Origin of the sequence: Arthrobacter sp. NPDC056493 (assembly GCF_042795115.1) — a bacterium.
Taxonomy (GTDB): domain Bacteria; phylum Actinomycetota; class Actinomycetes; order Actinomycetales; family Micrococcaceae; genus Arthrobacter.
The window spans coordinates 1-22,586 of record NZ_JBHTSL010000013.1; the positions used below are offsets into that span (position 1 = coordinate 1).

General features: G+C 67.4%; 22 protein-coding genes. 7 read left to right on the plus strand and 15 right to left on the minus strand.

Going from position 1 to position 22,586, the window contains the following annotated elements; genetic code table 11:
- Positions 1-159: 159 nt before the first annotated feature.
- The 3 genes from rpsN to rpmB are packed head-to-tail and all read right to left on the minus strand — an operon-like array spanning position 160 to position 873.
- Entirely contained in the window at positions 160-465 is a 306-nt protein-coding gene (gene rpsN, locus ACFQ50_RS07910; protein ID WP_003798555.1) for a 30S ribosomal protein S14, read from the minus strand.
- Positions 466-469: 4 nt separating this feature from the next.
- On the minus strand, positions 470-637 hold the full coding sequence (gene rpmG, locus ACFQ50_RS07915) for a 50S ribosomal protein L33 (RefSeq protein WP_003798558.1): 168 nt from the start codon (positions 635-637) through the stop codon (positions 470-472).
- On the minus strand, positions 637-873 hold the full coding sequence (rpmB, locus tag ACFQ50_RS07920) for a 50S ribosomal protein L28 (RefSeq protein WP_003798559.1): 237 nt from the start codon (positions 871-873) through the stop codon (positions 637-639). Before rpmB ends, rpmG begins: the two co-directional genes overlap by 1 nt.
- A 493-nt stretch (positions 874-1,366) precedes the next feature.
- On the opposite strand from rpmB, the gene ACFQ50_RS07925 reads away from it, so the two are divergent.
- Genes ACFQ50_RS07925 through ACFQ50_RS07935 form a run of 3 tightly spaced genes read left to right on the plus strand, consistent with a single transcriptional unit; the run spans position 1,367 to position 4,177 of the window.
- The gene (locus ACFQ50_RS07925; protein WP_377994979.1) at positions 1,367-2,833 is read left to right on the plus strand and encodes a ferric reductase-like transmembrane domain-containing protein; all 1,467 of its coding nucleotides are present in this window, start codon (positions 1,367-1,369) and stop codon (positions 2,831-2,833) included.
- Positions 2,830-3,375, plus strand: a complete 546-nt coding sequence (locus ACFQ50_RS07930; protein ID WP_377994980.1) for an FMN-binding protein — start codon at positions 2,830-2,832, stop codon at positions 3,373-3,375. Before ACFQ50_RS07925 ends, ACFQ50_RS07930 begins: the two co-directional genes overlap by 4 nt.
- A gap of 37 nt (positions 3,376-3,412) precedes the next feature.
- Positions 3,413-4,177, plus strand: coding sequence for an FAD:protein FMN transferase (locus ACFQ50_RS07935; RefSeq protein WP_377995049.1), 765 nt, complete (start codon positions 3,413-3,415; stop codon positions 4,175-4,177).
- Here ACFQ50_RS07935 and ACFQ50_RS07940 read toward each other — a convergent pair.
- A complete protein-coding gene (locus ACFQ50_RS07940) occupies positions 4,174-4,935 on the minus strand; it encodes an SGNH/GDSL hydrolase family protein (RefSeq protein WP_377994981.1) in 762 nt (253 codons plus the stop codon). The two genes, ACFQ50_RS07935 and ACFQ50_RS07940, sit on opposite strands and share 4 nt — an antisense overlap.
- 82 nt (positions 4,936-5,017) lie before the next feature.
- A complete protein-coding gene (locus ACFQ50_RS07945) occupies positions 5,018-5,500 on the minus strand; it encodes a MarR family winged helix-turn-helix transcriptional regulator (protein ID WP_377994982.1) in 483 nt (160 codons plus the stop codon).
- Between the two features lie 96 nt (positions 5,501-5,596).
- On the opposite strand from ACFQ50_RS07945, the gene ACFQ50_RS07950 reads away from it, so the two are divergent.
- A complete protein-coding gene (locus tag ACFQ50_RS07950; RefSeq protein WP_377994983.1) occupies positions 5,597-5,881 on the plus strand; it encodes a YciI family protein in 285 nt (94 codons plus the stop codon).
- A gap of 7 nt (positions 5,882-5,888) precedes the next feature.
- Here the strand turns inward: ACFQ50_RS07950 and ACFQ50_RS07955 are convergent, their stop codons facing one another.
- From ACFQ50_RS07955 to ACFQ50_RS07980, 6 genes are all read right to left on the minus strand, one after another.
- Positions 5,889-6,722, minus strand: coding sequence for an SGNH/GDSL hydrolase family protein (locus ACFQ50_RS07955; RefSeq protein WP_377994984.1), 834 nt, complete (start codon positions 6,720-6,722; stop codon positions 5,889-5,891).
- A 177-nt stretch (positions 6,723-6,899) separates the two neighbouring features.
- Positions 6,900-7,973: a siderophore-interacting protein gene (locus tag ACFQ50_RS07960; RefSeq protein ID WP_377994985.1), complete on the minus strand. Its 1,074-nt coding sequence runs from the start codon at positions 7,971-7,973 to the stop codon at positions 6,900-6,902.
- A complete protein-coding gene (locus ACFQ50_RS07965; protein WP_377994986.1) occupies positions 7,970-8,797 on the minus strand; it encodes an ABC transporter ATP-binding protein in 828 nt (275 codons plus the stop codon). Before ACFQ50_RS07965 ends, ACFQ50_RS07960 begins: the two co-directional genes overlap by 4 nt.
- On the minus strand, positions 8,797-9,882 hold the full coding sequence (locus ACFQ50_RS07970) for a FecCD family ABC transporter permease (protein ID WP_377995050.1): 1,086 nt from the start codon (positions 9,880-9,882) through the stop codon (positions 8,797-8,799). Before ACFQ50_RS07970 ends, ACFQ50_RS07965 begins: the two co-directional genes overlap by 1 nt.
- Before the next feature lie 35 nt (positions 9,883-9,917).
- A complete protein-coding gene (locus ACFQ50_RS07975) occupies positions 9,918-10,964 on the minus strand; it encodes a FecCD family ABC transporter permease (RefSeq protein ID WP_377995051.1) in 1,047 nt (348 codons plus the stop codon).
- Positions 10,965-11,051: 87 nt separating this feature from the next.
- Positions 11,052-12,170, minus strand: coding sequence for an iron-siderophore ABC transporter substrate-binding protein (locus ACFQ50_RS07980; RefSeq protein WP_377994987.1), 1,119 nt, complete (start codon positions 12,168-12,170; stop codon positions 11,052-11,054).
- Between the two features lie 206 nt (positions 12,171-12,376).
- On the opposite strand from ACFQ50_RS07980, the gene ACFQ50_RS07985 reads away from it, so the two are divergent.
- Together ACFQ50_RS07985 and ACFQ50_RS07990 are read left to right on the plus strand one after the other, a co-directional pair.
- Complete coding sequence (locus ACFQ50_RS07985) at positions 12,377-14,365, plus strand: MFS transporter (RefSeq protein ID WP_377994988.1); 1,989 nt, start codon at positions 12,377-12,379, stop codon at positions 14,363-14,365.
- Complete coding sequence (locus ACFQ50_RS07990; RefSeq protein ID WP_377994989.1) at positions 14,362-14,910, plus strand: TetR family transcriptional regulator; 549 nt, start codon at positions 14,362-14,364, stop codon at positions 14,908-14,910. Before ACFQ50_RS07985 ends, ACFQ50_RS07990 begins: the two co-directional genes overlap by 4 nt.
- Positions 14,911-15,135: 225 nt before the next feature.
- Here the strand turns inward: ACFQ50_RS07990 and ACFQ50_RS07995 are convergent, their stop codons facing one another.
- The 4 genes from ACFQ50_RS07995 to ACFQ50_RS08010 form a co-directional block, all read right to left on the minus strand.
- Positions 15,136-15,855 (minus strand): hypothetical protein, encoded by a 720-nt coding sequence (locus ACFQ50_RS07995; RefSeq protein WP_377994990.1) that lies wholly within the window; start codon positions 15,853-15,855, stop codon positions 15,136-15,138.
- A gap of 179 nt (positions 15,856-16,034) precedes the next feature.
- Entirely contained in the window at positions 16,035-19,493 is a 3,459-nt protein-coding gene (locus ACFQ50_RS08000) for an ATP-binding protein (RefSeq protein ID WP_377994991.1), read from the minus strand.
- Complete coding sequence (locus ACFQ50_RS08005; protein WP_377994992.1) at positions 19,490-20,395, minus strand: DUF4194 domain-containing protein; 906 nt, start codon at positions 20,393-20,395, stop codon at positions 19,490-19,492. The genes ACFQ50_RS08000 and ACFQ50_RS08005 overlap by 4 nt, the downstream gene beginning before the upstream one ends.
- 2 nt (positions 20,396-20,397) lie before the next feature.
- Complete coding sequence (locus tag ACFQ50_RS08010; RefSeq protein WP_377994993.1) at positions 20,398-21,846, minus strand: DUF3375 family protein; 1,449 nt, start codon at positions 21,844-21,846, stop codon at positions 20,398-20,400.
- Positions 21,847-22,197: 351 nt separating this feature from the next.
- Between ACFQ50_RS08010 and ACFQ50_RS08015 the strand changes: the two genes are divergently transcribed.
- The gene (locus tag ACFQ50_RS08015) at positions 22,198-22,500 is read left to right on the plus strand and encodes a hypothetical protein (RefSeq protein WP_377994994.1); all 303 of its coding nucleotides are present in this window, start codon (positions 22,198-22,200) and stop codon (positions 22,498-22,500) included.
- Positions 22,501-22,586 lie beyond the last annotated feature (86 nt).

Sequence of the window (22,586 nt, forward strand, 5' to 3'; positions counted from 1 at the left end):
GGGGTGGGAATAATTCCGTCCATCGACGTATTTATTCCGTTTTGTGCTGTGCTTCCCCCGGAAAACCAGCCCAACCCTTCTTATTCGTTAACTAAACGGATGGCCGCAAACCAAGTGGTTGCCGGCCCTCCTCAAGCAGCTGGAATCAGCGGTGCTGAATTACCAGGAAGACTTGGTGATGCCCGGGAGCTCACCGCGGTGAGCCATGTCGCGGAAGCGAACACGGGAGATACCGAACTTCTGGAAGGTACCGCGCGGACGGCCGTCGATGATGTCGCGGTTACGCAGACGGATCGGGGAGGCGTTGCGGGGCAGCTTCTGCAGGCCGAGGCGTGCAGCTTCGCGTGCTTCGTCAGTCGCGTTCGGGTCAACCAGGGTCTTCTTCAGCTCGAGGCGCTTTGCAGCGTAACGCTCAACGATGACCTTGCGCTGCTCGTTGCGAGCAATCTTGGACTTCTTAGCCATGTGTTTAGCGCTCCTCTCGGAATTCGACGTGCTGGCGGATCTTGGGGTCGTACTTCTTCAGGACCAGGCGGTCCGGATCGTTACGACGGTTCTTACGGGTTACGTAGGTGTAACCCGTGCCCGCGGTCGACTTGAGCTTGATGATCGGACGTACGTCCTTGTCCTTTGCCACTAGAGCTTCACTCCTCGTGCCAGGATGTCGGCGACGACAACGTCGATGCCGCGTACGTCGATGGTCTTGATGCCCTTTGCAGAGACCTGCAAAGTGACATTACGGCGCAGGGACGGAACCCAGTAGCGCTTCTTCTGGATGTTCGGGTCGAACCGGCGCTTGTTGCGACGGTGCGAGTGCGAAATGCTGTGTCCAAAGCCCGGCTCGGCTCCGGTCACCTGGCAGTGTGCTGCCATGACGACTCTCCTCTGAAAAAATGAAATGAAACGGCTGGCAGAGTTCTGCTTCACCGTGCGGCAGGCGGCGTCCGGATCCAGTCTCATGTGTCCGCACGCTCCAACACCGGCGAACCGGGTTTACTGCTGCGGGATACGACGAGCCGCGAACACCTGGCAATGGAAGCCACTGCGAAGTGCCGGGATACTGGGCGAATACAGGAATGCACGCAACTTGAGCCCCTAACTACCGGCCTCCGGGACTGTGAATACTGCCAACAGCCACCGCAAACCGGAGCAATTGCACACGCTCCGCGCCACCTAGCGCCAACCAAGTCTACGAGACACGCGAATTAAAGACCAATCCGGCGTGGACTGGTGTTATAGAGCAGCCCCGGCCGTTCAGCGTGCACGGCCCTCCGGCCACCCCCGTCGGGACGGCCTTTCTCCAAGACATATCCGGAAAGAAGGCTCCTCACAGCAAAGTCAAAGGCTCGGGGCGGAATCTTGAGCCATGAACACACAGCTCTTGCCCTCCCCCGGGGCCGGCACTCCGACGCGTCCGCACCGCCGGCCTGCTCCGGTTCGGGAGACCGGCCGCTTCGCCGGCCAGCACCGGCGCAGGCTTCTCCGCGCCGACGCCCTGACAGTGGCGGCCTGGTCCTCGTTGGCAGCCTCGCTTGCGCTCTGGCTTGCCGACGGCGGCCTGACGGCGGCGTCCTCGCCGGCCGGCATGATCACGGCGCTGGGCATCATTGCCGGCCTTGCCGGCATGGACCTCGTGCTGCTCATGCTCCTGCTGGCCGCCAGGATCCCCCTGATCGACAGCGCGGTGGGGCACGACCGGGCCCTGGAGTTTCACCGGAAGCTCGGGAAACCGTCGCTATACCTGCTGTTGGCCCACGGTCTCCTCATCGCGGTGGGCTACGGCATGGCAGAAGGGCTCGACCCGGTCAGCGAAGCGGTGGCGCTCTGGGTGCTGGTGCCCGACATGTGGCTCGCGTTCATCTCCCTGGCGCTCTTCATCGCGGTTGTTGTCACGTCCCTGGTGGCGGTCCGCCGGCGCTTCCCTTACGAATTCTGGTATGCGGTGCACCTGCTCACTTACGCTGCCGTGCTCACGTCGCTGCCGCACCAGTTCAGCGTGGGCGGGCTCTTCGCCGTCGGCACCTGGCAGCGCTGGTACTGGCTCGCCATCTGCATCGCCACCGGGGCCGCCCTGCTGTACTACCGGATCATCCAGCCCGTACGGGCCACCTTCAGGCATCAGCTCACGGTTGAGCGGGTCACCCCTGTGGCTCCCGGCGTGGTCAACATCGAAATGAGCGGACTGCAGCTCGGCTCCCTCGCCGGCAACGGCGGACGGTTCTTCATCTGGCGCTTCCTCGCCCCGGGCCTGTGGTGGCATCCGCATCCGTTCAGCCTGTCTGCGGAGCCGGTGCGGACCGGACCGGACGGGCACGGGAGACTGCGGATCACGGTGCGTAATCTGGGCCGGGGTTCGGCGCAGCTGCTCAGGCTGCGGCGCGGAACGAAGGTTGCCGTCGAAGGACCCTACGGACTCTTCAGCTCAGCAGCACGCAGCAAGGACCGCGTGGTCATGATCGGCGCCGGCATCGGTATCACGCCGTTGCGGGCTCTCCTGGAGACCACCCCTTTCGCCCCGGGCCAGGCGACGGTCCTGCTCCGCGGGCACAGCGGCCAGGAGCTCTACCTGGGCGAGGAAATTCTCGAACTGTGCCGGCGGCGCGGCGCCACCCTCTTCCACCTGACCGGCGGACGGGACCCCGGCTCGCCCGACAGCTGGCTTCCGGCCGCCGAGCACCGCTCGGGGTATTCCCTGGCGGACTACGTCCCGGAAATCTCCCACGCCGACGTCTATGTCTGCGGGCCCTCACGGTGGGCAGGCAACGTCCTGGACGCCGCCCGCGCCGCAGGCGTCCACGAAGATCAGCTCCATCACGAAAGGTTCGACTGGTGAGAATCAGAGCAGCAGTTTCAGCCGCCCTGGCTTCGGCCGGCATCCTCCTGGTCGGTTGGCAGTCAGGTGTCCATGTGGCCGACACACGCAGCGCGGTTGCGGCCGCAGCAACGGGAAATCAGGCTTCGGGGACGGGAACCACGGACGGCAGCGGCACCGGCTCGTCGGGATCATCGGCGTCGTCCGGCACGACAGACAGTTCCGGCACGACTGGCGCATCCGGCGCGGCCGGAGCCGCAGGCGCGGCAGGCGCGGCGGCCAAGGCCGGCGGCACGTACGACGGCGATGTGGTCCAGACCCGCTTCGGTACCGTGCAGGTCCAGATCACCGTGAAGGCCGGTCAGATCACCGACGTCACGGCCCTGAAACTGACCGACGCCGAGGGCCGGTCCGTACAGATCAGCAACTACGCCGCCCCGGTTCTTCGCAGCGAGGTGCTCCAGGCACAGTCTGCCAACGTGCAGACCGTGGGTGGCGCCACCGTGACCAGCGACGCCTATCTCACCTCCCTCCAGGCAGCCCTCGATGCAGCAAACCTCTGAGGTCACCCACCGCCTCCGGGCCCGGACCTTCACCTGCATGGGGACTGTCATCAGCCTGACTGTCCCCACGGACGCGCACAAAGCACCCCAGGCTGCGGCTGATGAGCTGGAAGCGGCCACCGCCGTCGTCGAACGCCTTTTCACGCAACTGGACAGCATCTTCAGCCTCTACCGCCCCGATTCGGAGGCGAGCCGGCTGGTGCGCGGTGAACTCGCACTGCCGGAGGCGTCGGCGGAAATGCGGGCGCAATACGAGGAGGCGGCCGAGTGGAGGCTCCTCACCGAGGGTGCGTTCACGCCGGAACGTCCGGACGGCGCGCTGGATCTCTCCGGCATCGTGAAGGGGCACGCCATCAGGGAAGCCGGCACGTCGCTGCTGGCCCTGGGCATGGGCAACTGGTGCCTGAACGCCGGCGGGGACGTGCTGGTCAGCGGCTCTCCCAGCCCCGGCACCGATGTGCCCTGGCGGGCGGGGATCGTTGATCCGGCCGACCGGAGGACCCTGCTGGCCGGTTTCCCGCTGGGCGGAAAGACGGCCGACGGCGGGACCAGGCTGGCGCTGGCCACCTCCGGTTCCGCTGAACGCGGGGACCACATCTGGAGCGTCACGGCAGGGGCCGTGGAATTCCGGCAGGTCTCCGTCGCCGCGGCGGACGTTGTCACGGCCGATGTTCTGGCAACCGCGATCGTGGCCGGCGGGGTTCCCATGCTCAACCGCGCCACCGCCATGTGGGACATCGAGGCGCTGGCCGTCCGTGCAAACGGCGAACTGCTGGCGACGAGCGGATTCCGGCAGGGTTAGAGCCGGGTGAGCTGGGCGTACCTCGGCTGGAGGTAGTCACCGGAGGACTTTCCGGTGACCCGCCGGACCACCCACGGAGCGGCGAATTCCCGGACCCAGCGGGCGTTGGCCCGCAGCGCCTCCGCCTTGCTGAGCTCCGGAACGGGGGTCATCGGCGGAACCTCGATGGAGTGCTCGTGTTCGAGAACCGTCAGGACACGCCTGGCCATGTTGGCGTGGCCGGCGGCGGACATGTGCATCCGGTCCTTCGCCCACATGCCCCAGTCGTAGTATTCGTTGAAGCGCCAGTAATCCACCAGCAGGGCGCCGTGGTCCCCGGCGATGCCGCGCACGAGTTCGTTGTAGATGGCCGTACGCCCCCGCATGGTGCCAAAGACCTTCGAGCCCCGCGCGTCGAACCCCGTGAACAGCACCACGGTGGCACCAGTGGCCGCGAGCTTTTCCACAGCTTTTTCGTAATCCGCGAGCAGGTCGTCGATGTCGATTTTGGGCCGGAGAATGTCGTTGGCACCGGCATAGAGAGTCACCAGGGTTGGCCTGAGCGCAATGGCGGCATCAACCTGTTCGGCCAGGATCTGCCGCAGCTTGCGGCCGCGGATGGCGAGGTTGCCGTAACCGAAGCCGGGGTCAGCCGAGGCCAACTGCTCCGCTACCCTGTCAGCCCAGCCGCGCACCCCGTTGGGCCGCATAGGGTCGTCGTCGCCGACGCCCTCCGTGAAGGAATCTCCAAGGGCGACGTAGCGGGCCGTGAAATCCATGGGAGCAAGTCTGCCACCCGTTGCCGGGAGCAACCAAGACACAGTGCGTGGCGCGCCGGGGAAACGGATTGCCCGGGTGGTGCTACTGCTGCTCGCGGAGGATCCAGTGATTGCTGTCCAGGCGGGCCACAATCTTTTCGCCGATGCGGGCGAGGTCCGCCACGTCACGCTCAGTCAGGGCGTCAAGGAACAGCGAGCGCACGGATTCCACGTGGCCAGGGGCCAGTTCCACGATGGTGGACATGCCCTCTTCGGTGAGGTGCGCGGTGGTGACGCGGGCGTCGCCGGGATGCGGCCGGCGTTCCACCCAGCCACGGTTCTGGAGCTTCGTGACCACATGGGACAGCCGGGAGAGGGAGGCGCTGGTCCGGGCCGCCAGCTCGCTCATGGGCAGGAAGCGCCCTTCGGCCTCGGAGAGCATCGCCAGCACGTTGTAGTCGAACAGCGACACCTTGCCCGCGGCATGCAGTTGGGTATCGAGCGACGCGGGCAGCATGGTGTTGATGCTCAGCAGGGCAAGCCATGCCCGGCGTTCATTGGCGGTCAGCCAGCGCGGTTCGGTCATTACTCCATCCTAGGAGAACTGACGCTTGACGGTTCAAGGCCGCTTCCGGCGGCGGCGAGCCGCCGGGAGCCGGGCCCTGGCGGTAGGCTGGCGGTCATGTACGTAGTTTCCCTGACCTACAAAGTTGCCCAGGAGATCGTGGACCAGCACCTGGACGCCCACGTGGACTGGCTGAAGGATGCCTTTGACCAGGGCGTCTTCATCGCCGCCGGCCGCAAGGTTCCGCGCACGGGCGGCGTGCTGCTCTCCAGGACCGACCGTCCGACGCTCGACGAGTCACTGGCCAAGGACCCGTTCAACGTGCACGGCGTTGCCGACTTCGAGGTCATGGAATTCGCCGCGAACCGCGCTGCCCCGGGGTTCGAAAACCTGCTCGACTAATCGCGGGCTAATCGGCCGGCGGCTCCATCAGCTTTTTCAGGCCGCCCTTGCGCGGGACCTTCACCGGTTGCGGCCACCGCGGGCAAAGGTTGTCGCCCAGTGTGACGCCGCGAAGCTTCCGGCCAAAGAGCGGCAGCACCCAGTCGTTCACCCAGCGCCGCTGCCGACGTTCCCAGTCGCGGAGCGTCACCCTGGCCAGCGGCTCCCACTCCTTGAGGCTGATCTTGTGCGGCACGCCCAGATGGTCCAGGACTTGGGCGGCGAGGTACTTGTGGCCGGCCTTGGACATGTGCAGCCGGTCGGTGTCCCACATCCTGCGGTCATGGAAGGCCTCGAAACACCAGTAGTCCACCAGTACAGCCCCGTACTTGGCCGCGATCTCACGGACCCGCCGGTTGTACAGGGTATTCCGCTTCTTCAGCGGTTCCAGCACCGCTGACACCTTGACGTCGAACCCGGTGAACAGGACCAGAGTGGCGCCGGTGGCCGCCAGCCGGGCCACCAACTCCTCGTATTGGGCCAGGAGTTGGTCCATGTCGGTGCCAAAGTCCAGGATGTCGTTGCCGCCGGCGTAGAGGGTAACGAGCGTGGGTTTCATGGCGAGCGCCGGTTCCAGCTGTTCATCCACGATGTGGCGCAGCCGCTTGCTCCTGATCGCAAGGTTGGCGTAATGCCAGCCGGGTTCTGCCTTGGCCAGCTTCTCCGCAACGCGGTCCGCCCAGCCGCGCACTCCGTTCGGCATCCGGGAACTCCGGTCACCGACGCCCTCGGTAAACGAATCCCCGAGGGCAACGAACACCCGCCGTCTGCCCCGGTCGGGAAGCAATGGAGAGACACCCACCCGGACAAGGTACACGTGCGGAGCAACACCCAAGGAAACCGGAGATGAACGACGGCGGGCCTTCACCCAAGCCTTGAAGGTGCGGAAGCGTCGTGGTTCATGCGACGAAACCTGAGGAAGGGTCGGGGTTGAGGCGACAGGAACTGAGGGAGCGTCTGTGCCGCCCGGGCCCCTGGGTCAGAGCTCGGCTTTCCCCTGCCGCCAGTACCCCATGAACGCCACCTGCTTCCGGTCCATCCCGACGTCGCGGACCAGGTAGCGGCGCATCCCCTTGATGACCCCGGCCTCCCCGGCGATCCACGCGTAGAAGGGCAGGGCACCCGCGGGCTTGTCCGGGTTCTTCGTGGTGCTGACGGCGGCTGCGTCGAGGCGGGCCGGGGTTTCCCAGAGGATCTCCTGGTCCACGTTCACGTCGTCGGGCTCCGGTCCGGCGGCTGCGGCGGACTTGATGCCCACCCAGCCGGGCACGGGGACGGCCGCGCGAACCGCTTCCTGAAGGAGTTCGCCGTGCGGCTGGGACCTGCCGATCGAGGCGCCGCGCGCCAGCCAGGTGATTTCGACGTCGGCCGCTGTCTCCAGGTCCAGGAAGTCGCCCGCCTCGGGAACTTCCAGGAAAGCGTGCCCGGTCATGTATCCGGGCAGGCTTTCGAGGATGGCGCTGATCGCGGGGACCGCCGTCTCGTCACCAGCCAGGAGCACGCGCCCGGCCAGGCCGGGCCGCCATTCGATGCCCGAGTACGTTTCCGCTGTGACGCAATGCGCCGCCCGGTTGTTCGGCCCGATCAGGGTGAGGGCGTCGCCCGGCGTGGCCGTCAGCGCCCAGTTCGCCCCAGGGCCGCCGTTCCCGTCGGCGTCGAAATGCGTCACGAAGTCGACGTCGATTTCCGGATACACGGCGTCCAGCCGGGCCTGCCGGACGGTGTAGGTGCGCATGGAGCCGCGGGTGGCCGGATCCATGGCCAGCCACTCTTGGTACCAGCCGCTCTCCTCCATCCGGAACTTCGGCAACGGAAGCCGGCTGCCGTCCGGTGCCAGCGACGGGATCATGAGCTTGATGCGCAGGTCCAGGCTGTCGCCGTGGACGCCGAAGTCGCGCAGCGAGTAGCCGCCGAACGTCACGCGCCGGAAGTTCGGGCTGAGCTCCTGCACGGCCGAGACGGTGACATCAAACGCCAGGGTCATCGGCTCGGTGGCAAAGCCCGGACGGTCCGTGGTGGAGGTGCGGGCGGAACTGTTCTGTACTGCGCTCATGAAGCCATCTCCAGGGTCGTGGTCGGAACTTTTGGGTCGGCGTGGTGCCTGCCGAGCGGAATGATCAGCGGCGTGCCGGACACCGGGTCCGGCACCACACGGGATTCCAGCCCGAAGACATTCCGGACCAGCTCCTCGGTAATCACGCTGGACGATGGGCCCTCGGCCACGATCTGCCCGGCCTTAAGCGCGATGACGTGGTCCGCGTACCGCGCGGCAAGGTTGAGGTCGTGCAGCACGATCGCCACGGTGGTGCCGCGCTGCCGGTTGAGGTCCGTGACCAGGTCCAGCACCTCAACCTGGTGCGCCAGGTCCAGGTAGGTGGTGGGCTCGTCGAGCAGCAGCACCTCCGTTTCCTGGGCGAGCGCCATGGCGATCCACACCCGCTGGCGCTGACCGCCGGACAGTTCGTCGACGTTCCGCCCGGCGAGCTCCAGCGTTTCGGTGGCTTCCAGCGCACGCTGCACGGCGGCGTCGTCCTTCTCCGACCAGCTGCGGAAGAAACCCTGGTGCGGATAGCGCCCGCGGCCCACCAGGTCATGGACGGTGATGCCGTCCGGCGCTGCCGGGTGCTGCGGCAGCAGGCCGAGGGTGCGGGCCAGCTCGCGCGCCGGGCGGGAGTGGATGTCCTTGCCGTCGAGGGTGACGCTGCCGCCGGCAGGCTTGAGGAGCCGGGACAGGCCACGCAGGAGCGTGGATTTTCCGCAGGCATTGGCGCCCACGATCATGGTCACCCTGCCCTCGGGTATCTCCGCTGTGAGGTTTTCCACGACCCGGCGCTGATCGTACTGCAGCGTGAGGTCCCGGGCTTGCAGAACAGCCATCAGGCATCCTTTCGGTTGGACGTGACCAGGAGCCACAGCAGGAAGGGGGCACCGAGGGCGCCGGTGACGACGCCGACCGGCAGGACGGTGCCGTCCAGCAGCAGCGGGGCGATATTGGCCGCGAAGTAATCCGCAGCCAGGACGGTCAGGGCGCCCACCAGGGCCGACGCCGGGAGGCTGGATCGGCCGGTAAAACGGCGCGCGATGGGGCCGGCCAGGAAAGCGACGAACGCCACGGGTCCGGCAGCCGCCGTCGCCACTGCGGCCAGCGCGACGGCGGTGAGTACCAGACCCAGCCGGGTGGCACCCACCCGGATGCCGAGTCCCGCAGCGGCGTCGTCCCCCAGCTCGAGGATGCGCAGCGGCCCGGCCAGCAGGGCGGCGGCCGGAACCAGGACCGTCAGCGCCAGGGCCAGGACGCCGGCACGGTCCCAGCTGGCGGAGTTGAGTGAGCCGTTGATCCAGATCAGCGCCTCGGCGGCGGTGCGGATGTCGGCCCGGGTCATGAGGAAGCTGACCACGGCGTGCAGCGCAGCGGCGATGCCGACGCCGGCAAGGATGAGGCGGCTGCCGGCGGCGTTCCCGCGGCTGCCGCCTCCAATACCCAGGGATCCCCTGCGGGAGATGCCGTAGATCAGCGCCGCCACGGCCATCGCACCGCCGAGGGCAGCGCCGGACACCGCGGCGCCGGAGGCCCCGAACACCACAATGGCCAGGACCGCGGCCGCGCTGGCGCCGGAGCTGATGCCGATCACGTCCGGGCTGGCGAGCGGGTTCCGGAGCATGGTCTGGAACAGCGTGCCCGAGAGCCCGAAGGCCAGTCCGATCAGCGTGCCAATGACCGCCCGCGGCAGCTTGGCCTCCATCACGATGAAGCTGGCGCCGGGGATCTTCTCGCCGCCGGTGAAGTGGACGGTGAGGATTTTGAAGAAGTCCGGGATGGTGACGGTGTAGCTGCCCAGCAGGATGCTGGCGGCCAGGAGAAGCACGACGGCGGCGGCCAGTACCGTTGTCCGGTTCAGCAGGCGTCCGCGAGATGGCAGATAACGGCGATGTTTGCGCGCAGCACTGCCGCCAAGTGCCATCTCGGTGGCGGATTCCCGGGCCTGGGACGCGGTAGTCACAGGCCGGCCCCCTTGCCGCGGCGGACCAGCCAGACGAACACCGGCGCACCGATCAGCGCGGTCATGATGCCGGCCGGGACCTCGCCGGGCAGCAGGACGACACGGCCCACGACGTCGGACGCCAGCAGCAGCGCGGGGGCGAGCACGGCGGAGAACGGCAGGATCCAGCGGTAGTCGGGGCCGGTCAGGGAGCGGACAGCGTGCGGGACAACGAGGCCCACGAAGCCGATGGGGCCGGCCAGCGCCGTCGCCGACCCGCACAGCAGGACGATGCCCAGCGCGGTGACCGCCCGCGCCAGGCCGACGTTCTGGCCCAGGCCGCGGGCCACGTCGTCGCCGAGGGCCAGGCTGTTTAGGACCCTTCCGGTCAAAAGCACGATCAGCGCCCCCAGGATGAGGAACGGCAGGCCGGGCAGCACCACGGACCAGTCCCGCCCCGCAATGCCGCCCACCTGCCAGAAGCGGAAGCGGTCCAGGGTGTCCTGGCTGGAGACCAGGATGACGTTCATCAGGGAGAACAGCCCCGCGCTCAAGGCGGCGCCCGCCAACGCGAGCTTGACCGGCGTCGCGCCGTCCCGGCCCATGGAGGCGATGAGGTAGACGACGACGGCGGCAGCCGCCGCGCCGATGAACGCGAACCAGATGTAGCCGGTCAGCGAGGAGACGCCGAAAACGTAGATTCCGGTGACCACGGCCAGGGCGGCGCCGGCGTTGACGCCGATGATGCCCGGGTCTGCCAGCGGGTTGCGCGCCACGCCCTGCATGGCGGCCCCCGCCAGGCCCAGGGCGGCGCCCGCGAGCAGGCCCAGCACGGTCCGCGGGATCCGGGCGTTCACCACCGCGTGGTCGCCGTTCGCGGGATCGAACTGGGTCAGGGCCTGCCACACGGTTCCGAGGGACAGGCCCCGGGCGCCGACGGCCAGCGAGGCGCAACAGACAACAGCGAGCACGACGGCGGACGCCAGCAGCCAGGCGGCACGCGGCCCGGGGGCTTTGCGCGCGGGCTGGGCGCGAACTGGCAGGTAATGCCCCTTCGCACGCATTTTGGCGTCGTTATCTGCCAGTTCGCGCTGGGTGGCGGGGGCCGGCGTCGTGCCCGGTGTCATCAGGGGTTGCTTACTTGACTGGGCTTACTTGACCGCGTCAGCGCCGGCTGCGAGCTGCGGCAGGAACTTGTCCAGGGCCCAAGGCAGGCTCAGCGGGGACGACGCGGAGATCGCCAGTGTCAGGGTGTTGTCCGAGTCGGCAACCAGGGCGCCCTTCTTGACGGCCGGGATCTGGCTCAGCAGAGGATCCTTGACGATCTGGTCCTTGGTCTTGGCATCCGGAACCCAGGTCACGAAGACGTCGGACTCCAGCTCGTTGGCCTTCTCGGCGGACCACCCGGTGAAGAACTCCTTCGAGCCCTTGGACTTCTCCTCCACAATGGCGGCCGGCTTCATGCCGATGTCGGTCAGGAAGCGCGGGCGGTTGTCGGCGGCGAGGTAGACGTTCACGCCGTCACCCTTGGCCGGTTCCAGGTTGCCGTAGATGAAGGTCTTGTCCGTGATCTGTGGGTACTTGGCGGCCTCGGCCTTGATGGTGGCCTCGGTGTCGGTAACGAGCTTCTCCGCTTCGGTGGTCTTGCCGAGAGCCTTGCCGATCAGGGTCGTGGCTTCCTGCCACGGAGTGCCGTACGCGAGCTCAGGCTGAGCCACGACGGGGGCGATTTCGCTGAGCTTCTTGTAGTCCTCTTCCGTCAGGCCGGAGTAGGCGCCCAGGATGACGTCGGGGTTAAGCTTGGCGATTTCGGTGAAGTTGATGCCGTCCGCCTCGGAGAACTGGGCCGGCGCCTTGTCCGAACCGAAGCCCGCGCCGAGCTTCTCCAGCGCGGCGTCCTTCCACGGCGTGGAGCCCTGGGCGTTGCCGCCCCACTCGTTCTTGGGAACGCCCACCGGCACCACACCCAGAGCGATGGCAACGTCGTCATTGACCCAGGAGACGGTGACGACGCGCTTGGGCTGCTCCTTGATGGTGGTTTCACCAAAGACGTGCCTGAGGGTCACCGGAAACTGTGCGCTGGCGGACGATGCGGCGCTGGCCTCCGAAGCGGTGGAGGCCGGCCCCGTGGAGCACGCGGTCAGGGAAAGTGCCGCGGCGGCGAGGACGGCGGTGGCCTTGCCGGCGGTCCTGAGCAGGGAGCGGCGCGTGGTGCCGGCGGCAGCAGCGCCGGAGACGGCCTGCCGGCCGGGGAAGAGGGGGGAAGTCACGGAACTCCTTAGGTGAATGAAGCGAACCTAAGTAAGGCTAGCCTATCCTTTCGGAGATTACGAAAGGTTTGCGTCACGTAATTGCCCCGAGTGGCCAGACTAGCGCCCCCGCACCTTGCCAGCCTAGGGTGAACAATGGTTCACTCGAAGGAGTAAACGCCCGTTCACCCTTATTCCGGGCACCCCCTCCGCCACAAAGGCCGCACATGACAGCACCCCCTGCCCCGAAACCGACCCGCAGCCCGTCCGCCATCACCACGGTCCTGGCGCTCAGCGGCACGCTCGTGGCACTGATGCAGACCCTCGTGGTGCCACTGTTGCCCGATTTTCCGCGGATCCTCTCGGTCACGGCCGACGACGCATCCTGGCTGGTGACCGCCACGCTCCTCGCCAGCGCCGTCGCCACGCCGATCGTGTCCCGCAGCGCCGACATGTACGGCAAGCGGAAGATGATGGTCGTCTGCCTGGCGATCATGGTGGCCGGTTCGGTCATGGCCGCCGTGGGCGGGACGTTCCTGTGGCTGATCATCGGGCGGGCGCTTCAGGGGTTCTCTGCGTCGCTGATCCCGGTAGGCATCAGCATCATGCGCGATGAACTGCCCAAGGAAAAGATGGGCTCCGCAGTGGCACTCATGAGCGCCACCCTGGGCATCGGCAGCGCCATGGGCCTCCCGCTCGCCGGCCTCCTCTATGAAAGCCTCGGCTGGACGTCGATCTTCTGGGTTTCCGCGGCCGCCGGAACGCTGCTGCTCCTCGCCGTCGTGTTTGTGGTTCCGGAATCCAAGGTGCGCACTCCCGGGCGGTTCGACTACGCGGGCGCGCTGGTGCTCTCCGCCGCACTGGGCTCGCTGCTGCTGGCCATTTCCAAGGGCGGCGCCTGGGGCTGGGGCTCGGAGCCCGTGCTCGTGCTGTTCCTCGCGGCGGCGCTGCTGCTGGCCGTCTGGATTCCCTACGAGCTCAGGGTGGGCCAGCCCATGGTGGACCTTCGCACCACCGCCCGGCGGCCTGTCCTGATGACCAACCTCGCGTCGCTGCTGATCGGTTTCGCGATGTTCGCCAACATGCTCCTCACCACCCAGCAGCTCCAACTCCCCGGCGCCACCGGCTACGGCTTTGAACTGAGCGTCATCACGGCCGGCCTCTGCATGGTGCCCTCCGGACTCGCCATGGTGGTGTTCGCCCCCGTGTCCGGCAGCATCATCCGGCGCTTCGGCGGCAGGTCCGCCCTGATGACGGGCGCCGGCGTGATGATCGTCGGTTACGTGGGACGGGTGTTCTTCTACGACTCCATCACCTCGGTGATCATCGGCTCCACCGTGGTGAGCGTCGGCACGGCCATCGCCTACGCCGCGATGCCGACGCTGATCATGGGTGCCGTCCCGATCACGGAGACCGCCTCCGCGAACGGCCTCAACAGCCTGGTCCGCTCCATCGGCACATCGACCTCCAGCGCCGCCGTCGCCGCCGTGCTGACCTCTGTCACCATCCCGCTCGGCGCCGCCCGGCTGCCCTCGTTCGACGCCTTCAGGGATGTGTTCTGGATGGCCGCGCTGGCGTCCGCCGCCTCCGTCCTCGCCACCATCTTCATTCCGCGCGCCACCACCCACCGCCCGTCCGCGCCGGCGGCAGCAGAGCTGGTGGTACAAGGGCGCGTCCTGGCACCCGACCACCGCCCGCTCACGCCCGCCGTCGTCACCGTCCTCCAGACCGAAGGCGAACCGGTGGACTGGAGCCGCGTGGACACCGAGGGCAACTATTCGGTGGCACTGCCGGGTGCCGGGAAGTACCTCGTGGTGGCCAACGCTGCGGGCTGGGCGCCGATGGCTGAGGTCTTCGACTTCGACGGCCGCACGCTGAAGCAGAACTTCCTCCTGCAGGAGCGGCTGGAAGTCAGCGGCCGGGCGGCCGTCGGCGGCGAGCCCGTGGCCGGCGCCGTGGTGACGCTGCTGCATGCCACCGGCGAGCATGTGGACACGGCCAGGACGGACGACGACGGCGTGTACACACTTCCGCTGCCCGCCGCCGGACGCTACATAGTGGCTATGCTTCATCCCGTGACTCATCAAGCCGTGGCGCGGAAGCTCGCCGTCGACAACCGGTCCATGACCGTGGACCTTTCAGCCGAACCCGCGGGTGGGACAAGCGCAGAACGGAGCGGCGCAGGCCGGACCGGCGGGGAGCCGGTGCGGGCATGAGCAGCCCCAGCCAGGAGTCCATCCTCACCGCGGCAGGCCGGCTGTTCGGCGAACGCGGTTACCGCGCTGTGACGGTCCGGGACATCGCCGCGGAGGCCGGGGTTTCCGCGGCCCTGGTGATGAAACTGTTCATCTCCAAAGCCAAGCTGTTCGCCGCGGTGCAGCCGGACGAGTCGCTGCTCACCGAACTGACCGTCCCTGCGTCCGAGCTCGGCGGCGCCCTCGTCTTCCGCGTGCTGATGCGCCGGGAACGCGGCATGCAGGAGCCCTGGGCCATCATTCCGATCAATGTTCACGATGCCCCGGACCCCGAGGCGGCGCGGAACGAGCTGCGCGAACGCTACCTCGGGAGCATCGCAAAGCTGATCGGGGATGCGACGCCGGACCGCCGCTATGCGTCGACGGTCACCGCTCTGATGACCGGCTTCGGCGAAACTGTGCGGACCCTCGGGCTCTTTGACGGCTGGGATTTTGACGAGCTGGTGGCCTACTACGGCGGGATCGTCCAGGCCCAGATCGACGCCTGCACGGCCGCCCATTCCTGACTCACGACGCCTCCTCACATTCCGTCGCCCACACGCCAACGCTCCCGCACATCCCGTCGCCCAGACACCGACGCTCCCGCATACACATGTGCGGGAGCGTTGGTGGATTCGCTGCAGGAACTGAGGAAGGGTCAGGCCAAACCCGACCAAACCTGAGGAAGGGTCGGACCGGCGATCGAAGGCTCCGACAAGCTCAACCAGATCGCTCAACCAGCGGGAAACGCCTCAGCTGTACGAGATGCTCAGCAGCAGCGCCTTGAGGGCCTGCCCCTCGGTGCCTGCCAGCCAGGACTTGGCCGCGGCGTCGTTGGCGAAGGGCTTCTCGATGAACTTCACGTCGGCCAGGATGACACCGTTCCCGGCGCGGATGATGCCGTCGAGCGCGGACCCCTGCCCCGGCTTGGGAGCTCCTGCCGCCAGGTGCATGCGGTAGGTCGCATTGGTGTCCATCCGGTCCACATAGAACGCGTAGTGGGCTGCCGGCGCAGGCTGGGCCGCGAGTCCCGGAACCGGCGCGGACTCGAAGACGGTGCGGGTGACCGGGTGCGAGACGCCGTCGGCGACCGGTCCGGAGTACACGGTGGCCTGTTCGGTGCCGCTGGCGTCGATGACCGTCGCGGTAGCTGACTCCGACGGCGACCCGGAGCCGGTGAAGAGTTCAACCTTCCAGCCGGCCGGGTATTTGAAGGACACATGCCCGTTCGGGAACGTGTAGGTGTTCAGCTCGGCCGGAGCCGGTGCGGAGGCGGAGGCTGAAGGGTTCGGTGAAGCCGATGCCGTTGCGGAAGGGCTCGGTGAAGCCGATGCCGTGGCGGAAGCGGCCGGGGAAGTCGACGACGGAACTGCCGAAACCACGGCCCCGCAGCCCGCCAGGGAGAGGGCGGCGGCAGCAAGGGCAGAGACGAAGGGGGCGCGGAACGCAGGACGCATGAGGGTGCCTTTCATGATGACGCCGTCAGGCTCGCAGGGGCTGCTCTGCCCGCCGCATGGGAGTGTCCATGACCCTGTGGAGCGTTTGGCGAAGACTGGTGGAGTCACCACAGTGGCACGCCAAAACAGGCCGTCACTAGGGGCGCTTCAATAAATCCATCGATTTGTTATAAAACCCGCCAAAGCGTTACGGACTAGCGCAGCACGATATCGACGGGATTGGCCTCGGACCGCCACTGCCCCTCCGTACCCGGTTTCGGGGTGATAACGGGAGCAGTGAGCACGCCGGAGCGGTTGGTCCGCCTGTCCCGCAGGATCTCGGTGACTGAGCCCAGGTGCCGGGACAGGTCGATGACGTTCTCCGGTGCCGCCAGGAGCAGCTGGAAGCCAAACTCGTGCAGCGCCTTGATGCCTGCGCCCGCGAATTCCTCGGAGGCCAGCACGAACGCCTCGTCCATCATCACCGTGCCGTACGTGGTGAAGCCCTGCTCGGCGATGCCCAGCTGGTAGCTCAGCGCCGCGGCCATGATGAACGCGGTGAACCGCTGGCGTTCACCGCCGGACATGGAGCCGGTGTCCGCGTGCATGAACACGTCGGTCCGCTTGCCGCCACGGGGCCCAACCACCTCGCGGTGCTCCTTGCACTGGATGAACAGGTGGCCGCGCACGTCCAGCACCTCGGCCCGCCAGCGGCGGTCCTCAGGGGTCTGCGATCCCAGCCGCTTCACCAGCGTCTCCAGGGACTTATAGCGGGCGGTGAGTTCGGCGTCGTCGTTCTGTCCCGGGTGGGCGGTTTCCGCCCTGCCGTGCCGGGCGTGCCGGGTCTTCAGCGCGTTCTGGATGGCGTCCTTGAACTGCTTGGCCGTGGCCGGGAGGGTCTGCTTGATATCGAGTTCCAGGTAGCTGCCCTCGTGGAAATTCACCTCGGACAGGATCCCGTTCAGCGGCAGGATCCTGCTGGTGATGGAACGACGTTCCTCATCCAGCAGGTGGAGCAGGGTGCTGAACGACTCGTGCGTGCGCTGGTTGAAGAACTGCCGGAATTCGGCCTCCTGGGCGGGCAGCCCGTCATTGATGATGGCGTGGTACCGGGCCTCGAACTCGCCGACGGCGCCTATGGATGTGCCGTGATCGGCCGAAATGGCGGTGCCCCAGTCGCGGACGAAGCCTTCGAAAATCCGCGTGAGCCGCTCCGACGTGGCCTGGGCGCGGGACTCTGCACCGTGCAGGTCACCGAGCAGCTCGGTCCGCACCCGGCCGGCCAGGTTATCCAGCTCGTGCATTTCCGTGACGTCGCCGAATTCGGCGAAGTACGGTGCCAGGGCCGCGGTGGTGGAGTCCGACGGCGGGGCCTGGTTCAGGCGCGTGCGTGCGGCTTCCAGCAGCGAATCGGAGGCGGTAAGTTGCTGGTCCAGTGCCTTGTACTCGCTCTGCAGCACCGCTGCGGCCTCGGTGCTGGACTGGTGCGTCTGCCGCGCCGCTTCGATTTTGGCGCGCAGCGGTTCGAGGTCAGCCTGGGCGGCAAAGGCGTCCTTGAGCCGCTGTTCAATCCGGCCGAGCTCGTCTGCAGCGACCGCTGCCGATACCTGTTCCCACGGGCGGTGGTCCTCGGCAACCCGGCGCAGGGCCTCCAGCTGCCGCGACATGCCCTGGTGTGATTCCTCGCGGCTTTGGGCCAGCTGCGCCGCCTTGGCCAGTTCCTGCCGCAGGTCTTCAGCCTGCCCGGCCACGAGCTCCAGCTTGGAGGCGTTGTCGAACCCGAGGACGTAATCCTGCCGGCTGGTGAACCGGTCGTCCTTTTCCACGGTATGCCGGTTGCGTTTGACCACGCCGCCGAGGCTCAGGCCCTTGTCCAGGGCCGCCAGTTCGTCGGGGTTCTCCACACACGGGTAGGCGAAGTCGAGGGCGATCCGCTCACGGATCCACACGCCTGCCTGTGGGGCGGAGCCGCCCTTTGTCCCGGTGGTGAGGATGTCCAGCTTGGTCAGCAGGTCGCCGTCGGCCACGTCCTCCACCGCGAGCGCCGCTCCGGCGAGCGGCTTGGACACGTCCACCGCGCGCAACGCGCCGCGGACGGTGTGCCCGTTCAGGTAGCGGGTGACGGCGGCGAAGTGCTCGCCCGGGACCAGCAGCGTGGTGGCCAGGTTCCGCAGGGCACGTTCCGCGGCGGGTCGCCACTGCTCCTGGCCTTCGGCCAGGTCAATCAGCTCGCCGCCGAACGGCATCTGCTCCTCGGGGACGCCGGTGGCGGCCGCAATCGCGGCCCGGTTTTCAATGCTCGACGGCGGCAGCAGGGACTTGCGCGTTTTCAGCGACACCAGCTCCTGCTCGGCGGCGGCAAGCTCACGCTTCTTCGTGGCGTGGGCATCGAACGCCTCGAAGCGGAGCTCCTGCAGGGCAGCGGAGTCGTCCTTCAGCTCAGCCGAGCGGGTGGCCGCCTGTTCGTGGGCCTGCTCCCAGCCTTCAGCCGTCCACTCCAGGTCCAGGCCGGCATCCGCCAGCGCCTGCCGGGCTGCTTCCTCCACCTGCTGGCGGAGCTTCAGCCCCACCCGGGCGTTTTCGAGGGACTGCTCGATCGAGGAGATGGCGTTGCCACCCTGGTTGTTGTAGTCCGCTTCGAGCTGCCGGACGTCCTTGGCCAGCCCGTCCCGCACGCCGCGTTCCGCTGCGAGCTCCTTGGCCTTCGCCTGGCCGAGCGCTTTGAAGCGGGCCAGCGTTTTCTCGTGCACGGTGACCGCAAGCTGCTGCCGGTAGGCCTCGAACTCCTCGCCCGCGAGCTCGCGGAGCCGGTTCGCGTCCAGAAGCGACTGGGCGTACTCCCGGTTCAGCCCCGGGACGGGGGCCAGCTGGTCGCGCTGCTGCCGGACGTCCTCCAGGCGCTGCCGGATGGACATGAGGTTGCTGAATTCCTCGACGACGTCGTCCGCCGCGGCCAGGGTGGCTGGGGCGTCCAGCACCTGGTCGCGGAAGAACGTGTTCACGCTGCCGCCGAGGCCCTTGCCGGCCTGGATGACGCGGAGCAGGGGCAGCGCCTGGTCCGAGTTGATGCCCAGGAGCCTGCGGAACCGTTCGGCGAAGGCCTTGTGGACGTCAAAGACCTGGGCGTCCGGGAAGATGTTCTCCAGCGCGGCCCGGGTGAATCGCTTCTCCGCGATGTCCTCGATGGCGGCGAGGTCCAGTGGCCTGTTGTCGATCAGGTAGTACCGGCCGACGCTCGACTCTGTGCCGTTCTTGGGCAGGTCAAACAGCGCTGACACCGTCACCTTCGTGCCGGCCGCGTTGTCGAACGTCAGGGCGACGGCGGACCAGGTGGCACCAGGGCGCTGGAACGCACTGGCCGAGCCCTCCCCGACGGCCTTGTCCCCCACTTTGCCGCGCATGTACGTGAACGTGGTCCGCTTGTCCTCCACGGCGCCCGAGCGCTGGGCTGCGGCCTCGTTGGAGCGCGGCCGGGCGTCAAACACCCGCAGCATCGCGTCGAACAGCGTCGACTTGCCCACGCCCGAGTTGCCGGTCAGCAGGGTGCCGTTGCGGTCCACGTGCATGGTGTGGGCGCCGTGGAACGTGCCCCAGTTGACCACCTGCACCAGGGCCAGGCGCATCTGGCCCGGATTGACGACGTCGCCCAGCGGGAGCATGCTCGCAATACTCACTTGGCTGCCTCCTCGTTAGCCGTGGTTGCCATTGACTCCGCAGCCGATGCCGCGTCTGCAGTTCCGTCACCTTCCGATTCGTCCTCAGAGTCATCATCCGAGCGGACCGGATCTTCGCCGTCGAGTTCTATTAGGGGTTCTGTTCCTGACGGGTCTGCTGTGGCGGCTATGAGGGCTTCGATTTGGGCGGGGATGTCGCCTATGTTGTCGAAGGGGAGGGCCAGCGGCAGGGCGTTGGAGATGGTGTAGACGTCGTCGAGGCCGGTGGTGAGCAGGAGCTGGCGGGCGAGGAGTTTGGTGATTGCCCGGTTTACGACGTCCGAGTCGCGCAGGGCGTCCTGCTGGCCGGCCGGCTGGTAGTGGGCCACGAGCTCGGCAATTTCCTCGCGCGTGATGGTGGGGTCCGTCTGCGCCGTGACGTGGCGGTCCAGCAGGAGCCGCAGGCGCAGCAGCACGATCGTTTCCACCCGGCTCAGCGCACGCTGCTGGCGCAGGATGCTGGAACGGGCGCTGCCGCCTATCGCCTCCGGGTCAACGGGACGCAGCACCGCGATCTTGCGCTCGTGGTCCAGCTGCAGCGTGAGGAACAGCTCGGAGAGCCGGCTGCGCAGGATCAGCTGGTTGTCCAGCAGCGTCGTCCAGAGTTTTTCGTCCCGGCCGCCGTCGACGTACGGGCCCTTCAGCAGCTTCACCAGGGCCTGGCGCACCTTCATGGGGAGCACGCCAGTGTCCCCGGGGAAGAGTGCGGCGCCGTCCACAAACGTGTCGCGGGGGGTTACGCCGCCGCTGGTTGAGCTGGTCGGAACAGCGGGGGTTTCGGTTTCGGCCGGCTCCACGGGCGGCGTTTCTCCAGGCCCAACCAGCGGCGCCCCGGGGTCCGCCGTCGTAATCTCTTCAGTCATCGCTAGTCCTTCTTGAGCGTTACCACCGGCAGGTACGCCTTGCGGGTGGTGCCGTCTATCTGTTCGAAGTCGAGGGCCTCCCACGCCAGCTGGTCAAAGCCGGCGCCGGTGTGGAGCGCGTGCGAGAGGAGCGCCCGGATGGAGTTGATGTGCTGTTCCTCCGGCGGCAGCTGCCCCCACGCCTCGGACAGGGTCGAGGCGCCGGCTGCCGCCGTGCGGATCGCCTCCGGCCTGGCCTTGGCGGTCCGGGGCGAGCGGACCCGGTCCGAGTCGCTGAACGCGATGGGGTCGGCGAGTTTGGGCGGGGCGGCAAACTCGTCCGGATCGAAAAGCTTGACCATGGCAAGGGATTCGAAACCGGCGTTGAACAGCACCGGGCCGCGGACCAGGCCCGGCCGTTCGCGCTCGTAGGGCAAGGACCTGATGGCCTGCTCCGCCTCGCGCAGCACCTTGCGGAGCCGCACCGACTGGCGAAAGTCGTCGCTCTGGATATAGGTGTTCAGGCTCTCGCTGAGCTTTCCGTAGATGCGCTGGATCTGGCTGTGCTGCTGCCGGAGTTCCGCCACCAGGTTTTTCAAGGTTTCGCGGTCTTCCGGCGACAGGTCGTCCGCGAACTGGCGGCTGAGCACTTCGCCGATGGCGGAGCGGAAACGCAACTGCTGCTGCGGATCCTCGAGAAAGGCGGTAAAGGAACGGAAGGTCCTGCCCTCCGGGCTCTGGCGCAGCCGCTTGTCTGCCTCCAGAACCTGGGCCATCGTGGCGCCCTTGGTCAGCGATTCCTCGATGATCTGGTTCCGGAGCTCGCCCACGAGCTCCTCAATCCGGTCACGCATCTTCTTGTAGTCGGCCGGCAGGCTGGCTGCGAGATCCAGGATGTTGCCGGCCGCTTCCACCGCCTGGTCGTCGTCGAGCAGGCCGTCGAAGTCGCCGGAGCTGATGTCCTCGATCAGCTGCTGCCGCTCCCCGATCTCCTCCTCCAGCGCTTCCAGCCGGGCGCTCTGGTCCGGGTTGGTCTCGTTGGCGAGCTTCTCCACGTCACCCAGGAGCGTGCCCAGCCGGGAGCCATTAAGCGTGGACCTTTCGCTGGAGAGGCTGTCCAGGAACGCCAGCACGCGGGCGGCCGGCTCGGTGACCTCGTACACGATCTGCCCCGACTGGTTCCGGCGAGTCAGGAACTGCTTGCGGGTCCACTCATCGCCGAAGGACTTCCCGTTGGCATGGCCGCCCAGCCCGGGGTCCTGCCGGCGCAGCTGCTCAAGGAAGGAGTCGACGTCGGCATGGAATTCTTCCAGCGGAAGCTGGGGCCGGGTGCGGGTGAAGGATGCCTGCAGGACCGCGATCACCCACGGGGCGGAACGGGTGAGGGCCCATGCGGGCCCCTTGGTGAGGAGCTCAAGGTCCCTGAGCCTTGCGCTGATCGCGTCAGCGGAGGACGTGGCGGACCGGGGCACACACTCTCCTTCAGCAACTTGGGGGATGGTCTGGGCAGCGGAAACCCGAAAACTGCCAACTACAAGGTTAACGCAGAGCCGCGCCCCGGCCGGCGCCGCGGTCCCCGCGATCCCGGGAGCGGGCCCGGGAGCGGGCCCGAAACGAACCGCGAAGCGGGCCCGGTTCCGCGCCAGGCAACGTTACGGGTGTGACAGAAGAGGTTTTCGCAATCACTCCGTGACCTACGCAGGAGTATTGTCTCGATCCCGTATCAACGCGGCCACAGCATGGGCGGGAGGCTGGAGGAAGCTTCGCTCCTGGCCCTAGTCTCGAGCTACTGATCCATCCGCAGCAACGGCGCAGGGGGAAGCATGCAGTTCGACTTGAGTGCAGTGGAGACAGCCACCTTGGTGTTCATTGGAACGCTGATGTTTGCCCTGGTGCTTGTCTTGTTCGTGGCGTTGGCGGCATTCGCCGCGCTCGTCCTGGTGGGGGTGGGACGGCTGGCCTGGCTGGTCGTTGCCGCGGCTCTGCTCAGGACCGTCCACGCGATCAACCACGCCTGGGACAGGCTGGTGCACCACGCCTCTGCAGTCGAGTTTCCCACGGATTTTCAGGGTCAGCCGTCCCCTAGCACCGGAACCTACCCGCGGGTAGCATTGAGGGACAGCTGAAGGGTTCTCCACCCGCGGCGGACCCAGGGCTTTGAGCCGGCCATCCGGTTAGAGGAGATGCCCCGTGAGCTCCGCCACTGACAGCC

Coding starts and splice junctions, on each gene's coding strand:
- rpmB (WP_003798559.1), bottom strand. CDS start 873: ATGGCAGCACACTGCCAGGTGACCGGAGCCGAGCCGGGCTTTGGACAC.
- rpsN (WP_003798555.1), bottom strand. CDS start 465: ATGGCTAAGAAGTCCAAGATTGCTCGCAACGAGCAGCGCAAGGTCATC.
- ACFQ50_RS08015 (WP_377994994.1), top strand. CDS start 22,198: ATGCAGTTCGACTTGAGTGCAGTGGAGACAGCCACCTTGGTGTTCATT.
- ACFQ50_RS07960 (WP_377994985.1), bottom strand. CDS start 7,973: ATGAGCGCAGTACAGAACAGTTCCGCCCGCACCTCCACCACGGACCGT.
- ACFQ50_RS07970 (WP_377995050.1), bottom strand. CDS start 9,882: ATGGCACTTGGCGGCAGTGCTGCGCGCAAACATCGCCGTTATCTGCCA.
- ACFQ50_RS07925 (WP_377994979.1), top strand. CDS start 1,367: ATGAACACACAGCTCTTGCCCTCCCCCGGGGCCGGCACTCCGACGCGT.
- ACFQ50_RS07990 (WP_377994989.1), top strand. CDS start 14,362: ATGAGCAGCCCCAGCCAGGAGTCCATCCTCACCGCGGCAGGCCGGCTG.
- ACFQ50_RS07940 (WP_377994981.1), bottom strand. CDS start 4,935: ATGGATTTCACGGCCCGCTACGTCGCCCTTGGAGATTCCTTCACGGAG.
- ACFQ50_RS07950 (WP_377994983.1), top strand. CDS start 5,597: ATGTACGTAGTTTCCCTGACCTACAAAGTTGCCCAGGAGATCGTGGAC.
- ACFQ50_RS07985 (WP_377994988.1), top strand. CDS start 12,377: ATGACAGCACCCCCTGCCCCGAAACCGACCCGCAGCCCGTCCGCCATC.
- ACFQ50_RS08005 (WP_377994992.1), bottom strand. CDS start 20,395: ATGACTGAAGAGATTACGACGGCGGACCCCGGGGCGCCGCTGGTTGGG.
- ACFQ50_RS07945 (WP_377994982.1), bottom strand. CDS start 5,500: ATGACCGAACCGCGCTGGCTGACCGCCAATGAACGCCGGGCATGGCTT.
- ACFQ50_RS07965 (WP_377994986.1), bottom strand. CDS start 8,797: ATGGCTGTTCTGCAAGCCCGGGACCTCACGCTGCAGTACGATCAGCGC.
- ACFQ50_RS07935 (WP_377995049.1), top strand. CDS start 3,413: ATGGGGACTGTCATCAGCCTGACTGTCCCCACGGACGCGCACAAAGCA.
- ACFQ50_RS07995 (WP_377994990.1), bottom strand. CDS start 15,855: ATGAAAGGCACCCTCATGCGTCCTGCGTTCCGCGCCCCCTTCGTCTCT.
- ACFQ50_RS07975 (WP_377995051.1), bottom strand. CDS start 10,964: ATGCGTGCGAAGGGGCATTACCTGCCAGTTCGCGCCCAGCCCGCGCGC.